The 15,436-nt window shown below is 71.7% G+C and carries 16 protein-coding genes; 5 read left to right on the top strand and 11 right to left on the bottom strand.

What is annotated here, in order from left to right:
• The first annotated feature begins 134 nt into the window (after positions 1-134).
• The 3 genes from LO762_RS18700 to LO762_RS18690 all read left to right on the top strand — a co-directional run bounded on the left by LO762_RS18700 (position 135) and on the right by LO762_RS18690 (position 2,903).
• Positions 135-986, top strand: a complete 852-nt coding sequence (locus LO762_RS18700) for a ComF family protein (RefSeq protein WP_230616778.1) — start codon at positions 135-137, stop codon at positions 984-986.
• 468 nt (positions 987-1,454) lie between these two features.
• Positions 1,455-2,144, top strand: a complete 690-nt coding sequence (gene hpf, locus LO762_RS18695; protein WP_230616776.1) for a ribosome hibernation-promoting factor, HPF/YfiA family — start codon at positions 1,455-1,457, stop codon at positions 2,142-2,144.
• A 69-nt stretch (positions 2,145-2,213) separates the two neighbouring features.
• A complete protein-coding gene (locus LO762_RS18690) occupies positions 2,214-2,903 on the top strand; it encodes a response regulator transcription factor (protein WP_230616775.1) in 690 nt (229 codons plus the stop codon).
• A 64-nt stretch (positions 2,904-2,967) separates the two neighbouring features.
• Here LO762_RS18690 and LO762_RS18685 read toward each other — a convergent pair whose 3' ends face one another.
• Complete coding sequence (locus LO762_RS18685) at positions 2,968-3,963, bottom strand: stage II sporulation protein M (protein ID WP_230616774.1); 996 nt, start codon at positions 3,961-3,963, stop codon at positions 2,968-2,970.
• Between the two features lie 61 nt (positions 3,964-4,024).
• Here LO762_RS18685 and LO762_RS18680 point away from each other — a divergent pair, with 61 nt between their 5' ends.
• Complete coding sequence (locus tag LO762_RS18680) at positions 4,025-4,945, top strand: RDD family protein (RefSeq protein ID WP_230616773.1); 921 nt, start codon at positions 4,025-4,027, stop codon at positions 4,943-4,945.
• Positions 4,946-4,985: 40 nt separating this feature from the next.
• On the opposite strand, the gene LO762_RS18675 is transcribed toward LO762_RS18680, so the two are convergent.
• The 4 genes from LO762_RS18675 to ahcY all read right to left on the bottom strand — a co-directional run bounded on the left by LO762_RS18675 (position 4,986) and on the right by ahcY (position 8,981).
• Positions 4,986-5,594: a superoxide dismutase family protein gene (locus LO762_RS18675; protein ID WP_230616772.1), complete on the bottom strand. Its 609-nt coding sequence runs from the start codon at positions 5,592-5,594 to the stop codon at positions 4,986-4,988.
• A 130-nt stretch (positions 5,595-5,724) separates the two neighbouring features.
• Positions 5,725-6,270: a hypothetical protein gene (locus LO762_RS18670; RefSeq protein WP_230616771.1), complete on the bottom strand. Its 546-nt coding sequence runs from the start codon at positions 6,268-6,270 to the stop codon at positions 5,725-5,727.
• The gene (locus tag LO762_RS18665) at positions 6,270-7,544 is read right to left on the bottom strand and encodes an adenosylhomocysteinase (protein WP_230616770.1); all 1,275 of its coding nucleotides are present in this window, start codon (positions 7,542-7,544) and stop codon (positions 6,270-6,272) included. The genes LO762_RS18670 and LO762_RS18665 overlap by 1 nt, the downstream gene beginning before the upstream one ends.
• 6 nt (positions 7,545-7,550) lie before the next feature.
• Positions 7,551-8,981 (bottom strand): adenosylhomocysteinase, encoded by a 1,431-nt coding sequence (ahcY, locus tag LO762_RS18660; protein ID WP_230616769.1) that lies wholly within the window; start codon positions 8,979-8,981, stop codon positions 7,551-7,553.
• Positions 8,982-9,079: 98 nt separating this feature from the next.
• Here ahcY and LO762_RS18655 point away from each other — a divergent pair, with 98 nt between their 5' ends.
• On the top strand, positions 9,080-9,484 hold the full coding sequence (locus tag LO762_RS18655; RefSeq protein WP_230616768.1) for a MerR family transcriptional regulator: 405 nt from the start codon (positions 9,080-9,082) through the stop codon (positions 9,482-9,484).
• Here LO762_RS18655 and LO762_RS18650 read toward each other — a convergent pair.
• The 6 genes from LO762_RS18650 to LO762_RS18625 all read right to left on the bottom strand — a co-directional run bounded on the left by LO762_RS18650 (position 9,399) and on the right by LO762_RS18625 (position 15,387).
• Positions 9,399-10,067, bottom strand: a complete 669-nt coding sequence (locus tag LO762_RS18650; protein WP_230616767.1) for a response regulator transcription factor — start codon at positions 10,065-10,067, stop codon at positions 9,399-9,401. The two genes, LO762_RS18655 and LO762_RS18650, sit on opposite strands and share 86 nt — an antisense overlap.
• Positions 10,068-10,145: 78 nt before the next feature.
• Positions 10,146-11,582 (bottom strand): sensor histidine kinase, encoded by a 1,437-nt coding sequence (locus LO762_RS18645; RefSeq protein WP_230616766.1) that lies wholly within the window; start codon positions 11,580-11,582, stop codon positions 10,146-10,148.
• 276 nt (positions 11,583-11,858) lie between these two features.
• Entirely contained in the window at positions 11,859-12,812 is a 954-nt protein-coding gene (locus LO762_RS18640) for a cation diffusion facilitator family transporter (RefSeq protein WP_230616765.1), read from the bottom strand.
• On the bottom strand, positions 12,813-13,862 hold the full coding sequence (locus tag LO762_RS18635) for an SIS domain-containing protein (RefSeq protein WP_230616764.1): 1,050 nt from the start codon (positions 13,860-13,862) through the stop codon (positions 12,813-12,815). It abuts the gene before it with no gap.
• Positions 13,859-14,032: a Trm112 family protein gene (locus tag LO762_RS18630; protein ID WP_230616763.1), complete on the bottom strand. Its 174-nt coding sequence runs from the start codon at positions 14,030-14,032 to the stop codon at positions 13,859-13,861. Before LO762_RS18630 ends, LO762_RS18635 begins: the two co-directional genes overlap by 4 nt.
• Positions 14,029-15,387 carry a phosphomannomutase/phosphoglucomutase gene (locus LO762_RS18625; protein ID WP_230616762.1) on the bottom strand — a complete coding sequence of 453 codons (1,359 nt, stop codon included), beginning with the start codon at positions 15,385-15,387 and terminating at the stop codon, positions 14,029-14,031. The genes LO762_RS18630 and LO762_RS18625 overlap by 4 nt, the downstream gene beginning before the upstream one ends.
• Between the last annotated feature and the right edge of the window lie 49 nt (positions 15,388-15,436).

Genomic DNA, 15,436 nt, shown 5'->3' with positions numbered 1-15,436 from the left:
CCCCCCGGCGCTCCTTCCGGCCGCCGCACGGCCGTTATCCACAGGCCACGGCGTCAGGTCGGCCGCCGAGCTGAGTTATCCACAGATTTTCCGGCGGCCGGTTCCGGGGGGTCGCGGCGGCGCATGATGTCGGCATGAACTCGCTGATCAAGCGCCTGAAGCGCCTCTTCGCCGCCCTCACCGATCTTGTGCTGCCGCAGCGCTGCGCGTCCTGCCGCGCCCCCGGCGCCCCGCTCTGCGCGCGCTGCGCCCGCCCCCTCGCCGCCCCTCCCACGCGCCTCCCGGCCCCGCCGGGCTCCCCTCCCCTCTGGTGCCTGGGCCCGCACGAGGGCCCGCTCCGCCGCCTCCTCATCGCGCACAAGGAACGCGGCAGAACCACCCTCACCCGCCCCCTCGCCGCCGCCTACGCCCACCTGGCCACCACCGCCCTCTTCCACCGCCCTCCCGGCGAGCCCTGGCAGGGCGTCGCGGAGCCGTCCCGGAGTCCCGGCGAGCCATCTCGGCCTCCCGGCGAGGTGTGTCTTGTGCCGGTGCCGTCCACCAGGGCGGCCGTGCGGCGGCGGGGCCGGGACGCGATGCTGGCGCTGGCCCGCGCCACCGCCGCCGAGTTGCGGGCGCGGGGCGTTCCGGCCCGTGCCGCCCCGGCGCTGAGCCGCCGCCGAGGCACCGCCGATCAGGGCGGTCTGGGTCGCGCCGCCCGGCGGCGCAACCTCCACCACGCGCTGCGCGCGTCCCCGACCCCGCCGGACGCCCGCGTTCTCGTCCTGGACGACGTCACCACGACCGGCGCCACCCTCCGCGAGTCCGTCCGCGCCCTCACCACCACCGGCACCCGCGTCGAGGCCCTCCTCGTCCTCACCACAGCCCACGACCCCACCCTCCCCACGGCCCCCGGCACGACGCGTGGCGGGCGGGCGGAAATCCGGACAAAAGGTAAGGGGGGTTTATGGGGTGGCCAAGAATCCAGGAAACTCACCTGGAGGTGACAAGGGGGTTACCGCGAGCCGCCTCCCTGGACCAGGGGCCTTTGGCCGTCGCTTTGATCACTGTGCGTGAGATTTGCCGCCTTCCTCCCCGATGACATTCGGGCCGGGAAGGGCTAGCGTGCTGACATGGCACCCGCCCGGGTCCGTGGTTGCGCCGGTGGGCTCGCCCCCGCAGGGGGGCGGCGTACCGAGCTAGCCGATGCCAGTCGCAGGCGAAACGGTCCACGTAAGCCGACTTTTTGTCGAGTGATCACGGTGCGGCTTAGAAGTAAGTCCTGCCCCGCCGGCGGATCAGATATCCGCCGTCACGGGAGAAGAGCAGTAGTGGCATGGGCCGCGAACCTCTCAGCAGGCGATTGTGGGGTCGAAGACCAGGTCGGCCGGGCGGGTGCTCCTCCACCTACGGAAACACCGGGAACTTCGAATTCCCGGCTGTCCGTTATCTCGAATGAGAAGGGGGGTCCCTACGTGGACATCATCGTTAAGGGCCGCAGGACCGACGTGAACGACCGCTTCAAGCGGCACATCGACACCAAGCTCGCCAAGCTCGAACGGCTCGATTCCAAGATCATCAGGGTCGACGTCGAGGTCAGCTCGGAGCGCAACCCGCGGATGGCCGACCAGCGCGAGCGGGTCGAGCTCACCCTCCACTCCAAGGGCCCGGTGATCCGGGCCGAGGCCGCCGCCGACGACCGCTACGGCGCCCTCGACATGGCCCTGGACAAGCTGGACTCCCGGCTGCGCCGGATGGCCGACCGCCGCAAGGGCCACCACATGCGGGAGGGGGAGGCCATCAAGGCGAGCGGCATCGAGATGCCCTCGACGCTGCCGCCGACGCCCACGCCCAGGCCCGCCCGCGCGCCCGAACCCGCCCGCGCCGCCACCGGCGTCGCGGTCACCGAGCGCCAGCCCGACGGATACGAGCGGCCCGACCTCGACGAGGAACTGCTGCCCATCGCCAAGGACGGGAACTGCCCCGTCGTCGTCCGCGAGAAGGCGCACAAGGCCGGACCGATGGACATCGACCAAGCCCTGTACGAAATGGAACTTGTCGGCCACGACTTCTTCCTGTTCTCTGACAAGGAGAGCGGTCTTCCCAGCGTCGTGTACCGCAGGCGTGGCTGGGACTACGGCGTCATCCGTCTCATTGACGAGTGATGCGGCGTAAACAACCCGTCACCCGCCCTCGCGTGCCATGATCTAGGGATCCCATATGGGGGAGGAAGAGTGAGCGAGATCCCCGAACCTCGCACCGATCCGATCCGTGTCCTGATCGTGGACGACCACGCCCTGTTCCGCAGGGGCCTGGAGATGGTCCTGTCCGGTGAGGCCGGGATCGACGTGGTCGGCGAGGGCGGTGACGGCCTGGAGGCCGTCGACAGGGCGCGTGACCTGCTGCCCGACGTGATCCTGATGGACATCAGGATGCCGCGGCGCGGCGGCATCGAGGCGTGCGCCGCCATCAAGGAGGCGGTCCCCAGCGCGAAGATCGTCATGCTGACGATCAGCGACGAGGAGGAGGATCTCTTCGAGGCGCTCAAGGCGGGCGCCACCGGCTATCTGCTGAAGGAGATAGCCATCGACGAGGTGCCGCAGGCCGTCCGGGCCGTGCACGGTGGACAGTCCCTGATCAGCCCGTCCATGGCGTCCAAGCTGATCAGCGAGTTCACCGCGCTGGCCCGCCGGTCGGCGGAGAGACAGCAGCAGGTCCCGGCCCCCCGGTTGACCGACCGCGAGATGGAGGTCCTGCGCCTCGTCGCCCGTGGCCTCGGCAACCGGGAGATCGCCAAGGAGCTGTTCATCTCCGAGAACACGGTGAAGAACCACATCCGCAACATCCTGGAGAAGCTCCAGCTGCACTCGCGCATGGAGGCCGTGGTCTACGCGGTCCGCGAGAAGCTGCTGGAGATCACCTGACGGGTCGCGGCGCGTCGGGCCACCGGCCGGGCACGGCGCCCGGTGGCCCGTCCGCGCCGCGACGTCAGGCCGAGACGGGGGCGAGGTCGGGGGTGTCCGGGGCGTCGCCGGTGTCGCCCGCGGCGACGGCCTTGCGGCCGAAGTACCAGATGTAGGACAGGAAGGCGATCTCGGCGACGACGCCGATGCCGATGCGCAGCCACGTGGTGTGCACCCAGCCCGTCACAAAGCCCTCGATCAGGCCGGAGACGAGCAGCACCGCGACGAGCCCGAGCACGACGCTCATCGCCGCCCTGCCCTCCTCGGCCAGTGCCCTGCCGCGCGGCCGCCGCCCCGGGTCGATGATGGTCCAGCCGAGTCGCAGGCCGACCCCGCACGCCACGTAGACGGCGGTGAGCTCCAGCAGGCCGTGCGGGAGGATCAGCCCGAAGAAGATGTCGGTCTTGCCGTGCGCGGCCATCAGCCCGCCGACGACGCCCAGGTTGAGCTGGTTGAGCACCAGCACGTACAGCGTGGGGATGCCCAGCAGGATGCCGAACGCGATGGCCTGCGCGGACACCCACGCGTTGTTCACCCACACCTGGAACGCGAACGCGCTCGCCTGGTGCTCGGTGTAGTAGTTGGCGAAGTCGTGCTCGACGAGCTGCTGGATGTCGTAGGGCGTGCCGAGTGTCGACTGGACGCGCGGGTCGTTCACCACCCAGATCGCGACGGCCAGCGCGAGCGCGTTGCCGAGCACGGCGCAGCCGATCCACCACCAGCGCTGCCGGTAGACCGTGGCCGGGAACGAGACGGTGACCAGGCGTGCCGCGTCCCGCCACAGCGGCGCCTGCGCCCCGGACACCGCCGCCCTGCCCCGCGCGACGAGCGAACTGAGCCGCCCGATGAGGACGGGGTCAGGCGTCGCGGACCGCACCACCGACAGGTGGGTCGCGGCCCGCTGGTACAGCTCGACCAGCTCGTCGATCTCCGCGCCCCTCAGCTTGCCGGCCCGGTTGATCAGATACTCCAACCGAAGCCATTCGGCGTTGTGCGCGGCAGCATAGGCGTCGACATCCACACCCCGAACCTACCGGTCCTGAGCCCCCGGACCGTGAACTCAATCCGGCATACTGGGCGGCATGACGGTCGCCTCGGAGGAGTTGGTCACGGGTGAGGCGGTGGCCCTTGACATCCGGCCGGCCCGCCTGGCCAGCCGGGCCGCCGCGCTGCTGCTGGATCTCGCGATCATGCTCTCGGTGATGTCGACGCTGGCGCAGGCCGTCCAGTTCGTCGTGCTGTTCGCGGACGAGGCGGTGGCGATCGGGCTCGGCATCGTGGTGGTCGTCGGGTCGGTGGTGGGCTACCCGTCGGTCTCCGAGACGCTGACGCGCGGCAAGACCGTCGGCAAGATGGCGCTCGGCCTGCGCGTCGTCGCGGAGGACGGCGGTGTCGTCAGGTTCCGGCAGTCGCTGATGCGGGCGCTCACCGGGTTCGTCGAGTTCTTCCTGTTCCTCGGCGCGCCCGCGCTCATCTGCTCGCTGTTCGACCGCAGGGGCCGCAGGCTCGGCGACATCTTCGCCGGCACGCTCGTCATCCAGGACCGCACCGCCGCGTCGGCCGCCGCGGTGCCGCCGCCGGCGCTGATGCCCCCGCACCTGGCGCCCTGGGCGGCCGCGCTCGAACTCTCGCAGGTCTCCGACGACCTCGCGCTGAGCGTCCGCCAGTACCTCCAGCGTTACTGGGAACTGCTCCCCGAGGTGCGCGCCTCCATGGGCGCCTCCCTCCTCGCCGAGGTCGCGCCGCTGCTCAGCCCTCCGCCGCCGCCCGGCAACCCGCCGGAACTGCTGCTGAGCGCCGTGGTCACCGAACGCCGCACCCGCGAGGAGCGCCGCCTCGCCGCCCGCACCGCCCGCCGGGTCGCGCACCTGCAGAAGCTCGGCCAGCACATCCCGCAGCCACCGCCGCCGCAGCCCGTCTACTTTCCGCACTCCCCCACCGCCTTCCTCCCCCAGTTCCTCCCGCTGGGCCCCTCCCCCTACGGGCCCCCGCCCCAGCGCTGAGCGGGAACACCCGCGCGCGGGGGCTGGGGCTGGGGCCGGGTCAGGGTTCGGGTTGGGTGAGGACGCCGCAGGCCAGGCGGCCGCCGGAGTCGCCGGTCTTGAGGGTGTCGGCGTCGGGGCCCTTCTCGCCGGTGGGGTCGGTGTAGCGGTCGGGGATGTTGGACTGGTTGTCGGCGAGGACGTGGATGATCACGGCGGTGCCGTCGGAGTCGAAGAGCTGGCCGATCTCGAAGCGGTCGGTGACGGCGGTGGCCGAGCCCGTCCCGTCGGCGTTGACGAGGAGGTCGGGCAGGTCGCCGGAGTGCTCGCCGTGGTCGTGGCCGTTCAGGTCGAAGTGGCTTCCGGCGCTGGCGAACGGGCTGCCTGTGGCGGGGTCCGTGGCCGCCGGGTCGCAGACGCCCTTCTCGTGCAGGTGGAGGCCGTGGTAGCCGGCGGGCAGCCCTTCGCCCTTGACGGTGATCTCGGCCATGCCGCCGTCGGCGTCCGCGATCGTCAGAGTGCCGACGTGCTGCCCTTCCGCGTTCTTGATCACCGCGCTGGCCTGCGGATCCTGCGCCACGTCGTCGCCGACGGCGGCCGCGGCCCCCGCCGCGGCGGTGGTGCCCGCGCCGAAGGCGACGGCGAGCGCGAGGTGGGTCATGCGCAACATGAGAAGTCTCCCCCGTAAAGTGTGGTTTTCTTCTCCGACTTCAAGTATCGGCGCAGGTGGGCATGCTCCCGCGCTCCCGGGGGCAAACGTTCCGTCTCCGCGACACGCCGCGAGATCACCGGAACGCGGGTCAGAGATTGGGCGGGGATTCCAGGGATTCGAGTTCGAGGCCGTCGGCGGCGAGCACGACGTCGCCCGCGAGGTGGAAGTCGCGGGCCTCGGCCGTCTGCAGGTCGGCCGCCCTCCAGTGCTCGACGGGCAGCGGCCCCAGGTCGGTCTCGTGCGTGTCCACCGACAGGAGGCTCCAGCGCTGCGCCACGAGCCGTGTGGCGAGCGCTGCGCCTTCGATGACGACCAGCGGCACGTCAGCCGATCCGCCTGCCTCCAGCCGCAGTGAGCGCGCCACAGCGACGAGGAACCCGGGCGACTCGCCAAGGAACCCGTGCGCCTCCGCGGTGTGCTCGCGGTCGCCGCGCACCCACAGCACCTCGCGTCCGGCGCAGCCGCCGCGCAGCGTCCAGTCCGGCGTGCGCAGTTCGAGCCGGACGGGCCGCCACCGCGAGTCCACGGTGAGGTCGACGCCGGGCGCGACGTACCGCCAGCCCGCGGGCCCGGGCGCGCACTGGAACTCCTCGCGCGCGCCCGTGGCGGTGCGCAGGTAGGCGCCGCGCGGCATCAGGACCCCGATCGCCAGGACGACAGGTAGTCCTCCTGGTCGGCGGTGAGGGCGTCGATGTCCACGGCCATCGAGGCGAGTTTCAGCATGGCGACCTCGGCGTCGATGTGTTCGGGCACCTGGTGCACGCCGGGCGCGAGGCCGGGGTGCGCGCCGGCGAGCCACCCGCAGGTGAGCGCCTGGTCGGCGAACGACATGTCCATGACGGCGGCGGGGTGCCCCTCGGCGGCGGCCAGGTTGACCAGGCGGCCCTCGCAGAGCAGGACGAGCCGCCGCCCGTCCGCCAGCAGGTACTCGTCCGCCTGGGGCCGCACCCGCTGGACGTCCACGGCGAGCGCGGCCAGCGCCCGCACGTCCACCTCGACGTCGAAGTGTCCGGAGTTGGCGAGGATCGCCCCGTCCTTCATCACGGCGAAGTGCTCGGCCCCGACGACGTCGCGGCTGCCCGTCGCGGTGATGAACACGTCGCCGTGCCTGGCGGCGCGTTCCATCGGCTCGACCAGGAAGCCCTGGAGGAGCGCGTCCAGCGCCTTCACCGGGTCGATCTCGGTGACGACGACCCGTGCGCCCAGTCCGCGCGCGCGCTCGGCGAGGCCCCTTCCGCAGTACCCGAATCCGGCGACCACGATGGTCTTGCCCGCGAGCAGCGTGTTGGTGGCCCTGACGATGCCGTCGAGGGTGGACTGTCCCGTCCCGTACCGGTTGTCGAAGAGCCGTTTGGTGGCGGTGTCGTTGACGGCCACGACGGGGAAGCGCAGGGCGTCCTCGCGTGCCATCTGGTGCAGGCGGAGCACGCCCGTCGTGGTCTCCTCGCAGCCCGCCAGGACGCCGTCGAGGAGGTCGAGGCGTTCGGTGTGCAGGATGTTCACCAGGTCGCATCCGTCGTCGATGACGAGGTGCGGGGCTATGTCGAGCGCCGCGTGGATGTGCCTGTAGTACGTGTCCATGTCCACACCCGCGCGCGCGTGGACGGACACCCCGTAGGAGACGGCGAGGGCCGCCGCCGTGTCGTCCTGCGTTGACAGCGGGTTGGAGGCCGCGACGGCGACTGTCGCGCCGCCCGCTTGCAGCGTGCGCAGCAGGTTGGCCGTCTCAGTGGTGACGTGCATGCAGGCAGCCACGCGCAGCCCCTCCAGGGGCCGTTCCTCCGCGAAGCGGGCGCGGATCGCGGCGAGGACGGGCATGGCGCGGTCCGCCCAGTCGATGCGCCGGACCCCGGCCTGCGCGAGGCCGGGGTCCGCGATGTCAGAGCCCGTGGGGTCGGGGTAGGTCAAGGCCGCTCAGTACCGGTAGTGGTCCGGCTTGTAGGGGCCCTCGACGTCCACGCCGATGTACTCGGCCTGCGCCTTGGTGAGCGTGGTCAGCTTGACGCCGAGCGCGTCCAGGTGGAGGCGGGCGACCTTCTCGTCGAGGTGCTTGGGCAGCGTGTACACGCCGATCGGGTAGTTCTCGGTCTTGCTGAACAGCTCGATCTGCGCGATCACCTGGTTGGTGAACGAGTTGGACATGACGAACGAGGGGTGGCCGGTGGCGCAGCCCAGGTTCATGAGGCGGCCCTCGGCGAGCACGATGATGGTGTGGCCGTCGGGGAAGGTCCAGGTGTGCACCTGGGGCTTCACTTCCTCCTTGACGACGCCGGGGATCCGGGCGAGTCCGGCCATGTCGATCTCGTTGTCGAAGTGCCCGATGTTGGACACGATCGCCTGGTGCTTCATCCGCGCCATGTCGTCGGCGGTGATGATGTCGAAGTTGCCGGTGGTGGTGACGAAGATGTCGGCGATCTCGACGACGTCGTCCAGGGTGGTCACCTGGAAGCCGTCCATCGCGGCCTGGAGCGCGCAGATGGGGTCGATCTCGGTGACGATGACGCGGGCGCCCTGGCCGCGCAGCGCGTCGGCGCAGCCCTTGCCGACGTCGCCGTAGCCCGCGACGACGGCGACCTTGCCGCCGATGAGGACGTCGGTGGCGCGGTTGAGGCCGTCGATGACGGAGTGGCGGCAGCCGTACTTGTTGTCGAACTTCGACTTGGTGACAGAGTCGTTGACGTTGATCGCCGGGAACGCGAGGGTGCCGTTCTTGGCCATCTCGTAGAGGCGGTGGACGCCGGTGGTGGTCTCCTCGGTGACGCCCTTGATCGTCTCGGCGGTGGTCGTCCACCGGCCGGGGGTCTCGGCGATCGTCCTCTTGAGGGTGTCGACGATGACGTGCCACTCCTCCGGGTCGTCCTCGGAGGCGGCGGGGACGGCCCCGGCCTTCTCGTACTCGGCGCCCTTGTGGACGAGGAGGGTCGCGTCACCGCCGTCGTCGAGGATCATGTTGGGGGCGGAGCCGTCGGGCCAGCGCAGGGCCTGGTCGGTGCACCACCAGTACTCCTCCAGGGTCTCGCCCTTCCAGGCGAAGACGGGGACGCCCCTGGGCTCCTCGACGGTGCCGTCGCGGCCGACGACGACGGCAGCGGCGGCGTGGTCCTGGGTGGAGAAGATGTTGCAGCTCACCCAGCGGACGTCGGCGCCGAGCGCGACGAGGGTCTCGATGAGCACGGCGGTCTGGATGGTCATGTGCAGCGAGCCCATGACCTTGGCGCCGCGCAGCGGCTGGGCCGCGGCGTACTCCGCGCGGATCGCCATGAGTCCCGGCATCTCGTGCTCGGCGAGCTGGATCTCCTTGCGGCCGAACGCCGCGAGCGAAAGGTCGGCGACCTTGTAGTCCATCTTCTACGACTCCTCTGGTTGGCTCCGCCGGGAAGTCTAGGCCCGCTTCCGCCCTGAGGGCACGCCTGAGGGGCTGAATCTGACATAAGATTGTCAGAATGAGGATCACGGAGGCGGCGCAGCGGCTCGGCACCTCCCCGAGAATGCTGCGATACCGGGAGAAACTAGGACTTCTTCCGCCGCGTGCGGGCAGGGTGCACCGGCAGTACACCGAACTCGACCTCCGCGCCGTCGGCCTCGGCCTCGCCGTCGAGCAGCGCTACGACGTCGGCCCCTCCGAACTCGCCTTCGCGCTGCGCGTCCTGGCCGACCCCGAGGCGCGCGCCCGCGTCCAGGAGCTGGGCGAACGCCTCGGCCGCCTGACGCCGCAGCCCGTCCGCGCCCTGGACTTCGACCAGGCCAAGGCGCAACGCCTGCTCAGCCCGACGAACCGGGCACCACAAGCCCGCTTTCGTAGGCCAGCATCACCGCCTGGGCGCGGTCCCGCAGGCCCAGCTTCGTGAACACCCGCGCCACGTGGGTCTTCACCGTGTGCTCGCTCACCACGAGCCGCCGCGCGATCTCCGCGTTCGACAGGCCGCCCGCCATGAGCACGAGCACCTCGTTCTCCCGGGCCGTCAGCGTGGCCAGCGCGGCCGGAGGGGTGATCCGGGACCTCCGCTGCCGGGCGAACTCCCGCACGAGCCGTCCGGTCACCTGAGGGGCGAGCAGCGCGTCCCCCCGCGCCACGATCCGCACCGCCGAGACGAGGTCGGCGGCCGTCGCGTCCTTCAGCAGGAACCCCGAGGCGCCCGCGGCGAGCGCGTCGTACACGTGCTCGTCGATGTCGAAGGTGGTGAGGATGAGGACGCGCAGGCCCTCCGCCGCCGGATCGGCGAGCACCCGCCGGGTCGCCTCGATGCCGTCCATGCGCGGCATCCGCACGTCCATGACCATCACGTCCGGCCGGTGCCGCCGGGCCAGCTCGACCGCCTCCGCGCCGTCGCCCGCCTCGCCGACGACGGTGATGTCCTCCTGCGCGCCGAGCAGCGCGGCGAACCCAGCCCGGACGATCGTCTGATCGTCCGCGATGACCACCCGGATCATGCGTCTTCCCCTCGCCGTTCCCCCGATTGTCCCAGTCCCCGCGCGTTGCGCCAGTCTCAACCGGGCGGCCGCCCGGCCTCAGGGGCGCAGGGGCAGGTCGGCGGCGACGTCGAAGCCGCCGTCGGGGCTCGGGCCCGCGTGGAAGTCGCCGCCCAGCATCGTCGCGCGCTCGCGCATGCCGATGAGGCCGTGCCCGCCGCTGGTCGGCAGCGGGAAGCCGTCCACCCTGGTCTGCGCGGGCCCGGCCGACGCGTTGTGGACGCGCACCGCCAGCCTGTCCGGGTGGTAGGTGAGGTCGATCTGGACGGGTGCTCCCGGCGCGTGCCTGCGCACGTTCGTCAGGGCCTCCTGGACGATCCGGTAGGCCGACAGCTCAAGGGTCGCCGACAAGGGCTGCTCCGCCCCGCGCACCGCGAGGGAGGCCGATCCGCCCGCGCCCCTGTGCTGTTCCAGGAGATCGCCAAGCCTGTCCAGCCGTGGCTGCGGGGTGACCTCGCCGTCCGCGGCGGGCGCGTCCGACCGCAGGACGCCCAGGAGACGGCGCATCTCCACCAGCGCCTCGCGCGCGGTGTGGGCGATCTCCGCGTACCCCTGCCTGGCCTCCTCCGAGAGCGACGGCATCGTGTAGGGCGCCGTCTCGGCCTGCACCGCGATCATCGAGACCGAGTGCGCGACGACGTCGTGCAGCTCCCTGGCGATCCGCGCGCGCTCCCGCATCACCGCCTGGTCGCGCTGGGCGTCGCCGAGCGCCTGGAGCGTCTCGGTCCGCTGCTCGCGCGCCTCGGCGGCGGTCGCCTCGACGGTGCGCCGCGCGTCGCCGAGCCCGATCGCGCCGATCACCGCGGCGACGGCGGCGGGCCACGGGATCGAGTCGAGCCCCGTGCCGGCGACGTAGACGACGCCGACGGCCATGAGCGACGTCACGGCGAGCACCCCCGTCGAAGCCCGGGGCAGCGCCTGCGCGAGCAGATACAGCATGCACAGGGCCGCCGCCATGGTGGTGACGAGGAACTCCTGGCCCGACAGCAGCGAGGCGGCGGTGGCGCCCAGCGTGATCGCGGCGGCGGGCCGCAGCACCTCGCGCCGCCACACCAGCGGCAGCGTCGCGGCGACGGCGAACCCGCCCTGGACGCTGAAGAGGTCGGACGTGTTGGTGCCGACCTCGTAGATGGCCGCCAGCGTCAGCAGGAGGCCCGTGACGGGCGCGTACACCCACGAGGAGGAGAACCGCTGCCAGGCGGCGATCCAACGCGGCGCGGGCGCCTCTGGGGCCCCCTGCGGGACCACCGCCTGGGGCACCAGTACGGTCCCGTACGGCCCGTAGACCGGGCCCTGGGGCGCACCCTGCTGCTGTCCGTAGAGGCGGGCCATGATCCTGTCCCGGAGGGGCCGCAACAGCCTGCCGAGCCCCTCCAGCGCCCACAGCAGGAGCTGGCCGACCGCGGCCACGCCCCGGCCGGACAGCCGCCACAGGTGTTCGGCCGCGCCGGTCCCGAGTGTCTTCTCGCTGCTCACGGATTCATCCTCGCCGGGTTTACGTCGGATCGCCTCACCTTAGGGTGCGATACCCGGTGGCCCGCTCCGTCTGAAGGATGACCCTGTGACGCACCCGACGGGGGAGGCGGAATGATTCCGCGCCTTCTACGGTTGAAGCCAGAGAGCAGGAGATGGGGGTCTCCAGAGGAAGCCCCCGCGCGCCGGATTCGGGGGAACCGGCGGGCGGGGGCTCCGCTCATCAGGGCGTCGGACGGCTCAGGCCGCCGACGCCTTTGTCTTTCTCGTCCGGTTCGCCTAGGCGACCGGCGCCGCGCCGTTCTGCGCGGACTTCTCCGGCCTGTGCTTGTCCAGGTCGGGCTCCAGGTAGATGAGCCGCGCGACCGGCATCAGCTCCCTGACCTTGCTCTCGGCCGCGTCGATGGCCTTGGCGATCTCGACCGCGGTGTCGTCGTCGCCGACCGCGATCTTCGCCGCGACCAGCAGCTCCTCGGGCCCCAGGTACTGGGTGCGCAGGTGGATCACCCGGTCGACCTCGGGCACCGACTCCAGCGCCGCGATGATCTCCTTGTCGGCGGCCTCGCCCGCGCCCTCGCCGAGCAGGAGGCTCTTGGTCTCGAACGCGAGGATCACCGCGATGACCGCGAGCAGCACGCCGATCGCGATGGTGCCGAACGCGTCCCAGATCCCGTCGCCGGTGATGACGGCCAGGCCGACGCCCAGCAGCGCCAGGACCAGGCCGACGAGAGCACCCAGGTCCTCCAGGAGCACCACGGGCAGCTCGGGCGCCTTGGAGCGGCGGATGAACTCCCACCACGACCGGTCGCCGCGCACCGCGTTGGACTCGACGATCGCCGTCCGGAACGAGAACGTCTCCATGACGATCGCCGCGATGAGCACGCCGAACGCCCACTGCGGCGACTGGACCGGATGCGGATCCTGGAGCTTGTGCACGCCCTCGTAGATGGAGAACACCGCGCCTACGGTGAACAGGACGAGCGCGACGATGAAGGCGTAGAAGTACCGCTCGCGGCCGTAGCCGAACGGGTGGTCGGGCGTGCTGGCACGGGTCGCCCGCTTCTTGCCCACCAGCAGCAGCGCCTGGTTGCCGGAGTCCGCGACGGAGTGGATGGACTCGGCGAGCATCGACGAGGAACTCGTGAAGACGTAGGCCACGAACTTGGCCGCCGCGATCCCCAGGTTCGCCACGAGTGCCGCGACGATCGCCTTGGTTCCGCCTTCTGCTGACATCTAGTAGATCCTCGCTTCGATTTCGGTGCGCGCGGGGACGGGGCTCGGGTCCACTCCCAGCGCCAAGGCCAGGTAAACGGACACATAGTCGCACAAGCCGATCAGCGAGGCGGCGCGCTCCAACGAGTGCGCGCCTTCGGCGGTGATCTCCGTGACCGGGATCCCCCGGGCGCGGGCCGCGTCCGCCACCGCGACGCGCCCTCCCTCGTTCAGCACGACGAGATGGAGCGCGGACTCGGGGTCGTCGGTCCGGTCCCGGAAGAAGTCGTCGGCGTCGGGCGGGGCGGCGTCCAGGGAGCCGGGCAGCGGCCTCGCGACCGGCACCTTCGCGTTGTCGCCGAGCTGCGCCGCGAGCCGCTCGGCCGCCGCCCGCTCCAGCGGCGTGCCGCCCCACGGCATCGGCAGCGCGCCCGCGAGGTCCAGGGCGAGCTGCTTGGCCGGGTTCACAAAAGGTTCACCCGACGGACGGCACCTGTGCGCCACCTCTTCCAGCCGTACGGCGGCGGCCTCCAGCGCGTCGTCTGGCAGCGCGACGATATTGAGGCCGCGTAGGACGAGCAGGATGGGCACCACCTGCGCCCACAGAAGCGCGCGCACGGGCCCGGCCGGGGGTGGCAGCGGCACGTACAGCAGCCGGTTCTGCACCGCGAGGGAGCGCAGCCGGGCGTCCGCGTGGCCGATCCCGACGACGGCCGTGCCGCGCCGCACCGCCTGCGCCGCGAGGTCGAAGGACTCGTCACCGAGCGCGAAGAGCAGGTCGGTCGCGCCGATCCAACCGGGCAGCGCCTTGCCGTCCACCGCGAGCACCGGCACCGGACAGCCCGTCCCGCACACCGCCGCGACGACCTGCCCCGCCGCGCCCGGACCCGCGACCACGACGGACCTGGGCCGTCCCGCGCCGTGCAGCGCCTCGGCCAGGCCCGCCTCCGCGGTGAGCCCGGCCGCCTGGCGCAGGTGGGCGGCGCCGGAGGCGACGAGACGGAGCATGCCGCTCCGGTCGCCCGCCTCCAGCGCGTCCGGGTCGTCGAGCGCGCCCGCCGCGTGGGTCATGCCCGGGGGGCCCTCGCCTCGTCGACGAGCAGGACCGGCACGCCCTCGGCGGTCACCGGGTAGACGTTGCCGCACTCGCCCTCACAGACGAGCTCTCCGTCCTCGGCGCGCAGCGCGCCCCTGCAGTTCGGGCAGGCGAGGATCTCCAGGAGCCACGCGTCGATCTTCACTTCGCCTCCTCGGTGCGGACGATCGCGAGGACTTCGTCCCGGATCGCCGCCATGGTCCGCTCGTCTCCCGCCTCGGCGTTGAGTCGAAGCAGCGGTTCTGTGTTGGACGCGCGCAGGTTGAACCACCAGCCGTCGCCCGTGAACGTCGTCCCGTCCAGCTCGTCCACGGTGACGCCCGCGCGTCCGGCGAAGACGGCCCCGACCCGCGCCACGGCGGCCGCCTGGTCGGCGACCTCGCTGTTGATCTCCCCCGAGGCGACATACCGGTCGTAGGACGCCAGCAGCGACGACAGCGCGCCGTCCTGCTCGCCCAACGCCGCCAGCACGTGCAGGGCGGCGAGCATCCCTGAGTCGGCGAACCAGAAGTCGCGGAAGTAGAAGTGGGCCGAGTGCTCGCCGCCGAAGACCGCGCCGACGTCGGCCATGGTCTTCTTGATGAACGAGTGCCCGACGCGGGTGCGCACCGGCACCCCGCCGTTCTCGGCGATGATCTCCGGCACGGCCGCCGAACAGATCAGGTTGTGCACGACGCGCGCGCCCGGATACTTGGCCAGCTCCCGCTCGGCCACCAGCGCGGTGATCGCGGACGGCGAGACGATCTCGCCGCGCTCGTCCACGGCGAAGCAGCGGTCGGCGTCGCCGTCGAAGGCAAGGCCGAGATCTGCCTTGTGCGCCACCACGGCGGCCTGGAGGTCACGCAGGTTCTCCGGCTCGATCGGGTTCGCCTCGTGGTTGGGGAACGTGCCGTCGAGCTCGAAGTACAGCGGGACGACGTCCAGGGGCAACCCCTCGAACACGGCGGGGACGGTGTGCCCGCCCATGCCGTTCCCGGCGTCCACGACGACCTTGAGCGGACGGATGCCGTCCAGCTTCACCAGGGTCTTCAGGTGCGCGGCGTACCCGGCGAGCAGGTCGCGCCGCTCCACCTTGCCGACGGGGCCGTCGTAGGGCGGGACACCCGCCGCGACGAGATCACGGATGTCGCGCAGGCCGGTGTCCTGGCCTACCGGACGGGCTCCGGCAAGGCACATCTTCATGCCGTTGTACCGGGCCGGGTTGTGGCTGGCGGTGAACATGACGCCGGGCAGGTCCAGGCTGCCGCTCGCGTAGTACAGGAGGTCCGTCGAGCCGAGGCCCGCCTCGACCACGTCCGCGCCCTGGGACGTCGCGCCGCGCGCGAAGGCGGCGGCCAGGGGGACGGAGGAGGCGCGCATGTCGTGGGCGGTGACGATCCGGGTGGCGCCGGTGACCCGTATGAAGGCCGCCCCGGTGGCTTCGGCGATCTCCTCGTCGAAGTCATCGGGTACGACGCCGCGCACGTCGTAGGCCTTGAAGATCTTGGCGAGATCGCCCACGTCGGGTGTCCCTCCGGCTCGTCGGTCTTGGACTTCGAGCCTACCGGGG

The sequence above is a fragment of the Actinocorallia sp. API 0066 genome, assembly GCF_020991275.1.
Taxonomy (GTDB): Bacteria; Actinomycetota; Actinomycetes; order Streptosporangiales; family Streptosporangiaceae; genus Actinocorallia.
This window is presented reverse-complemented; position numbering and strand designations above follow the sequence as displayed.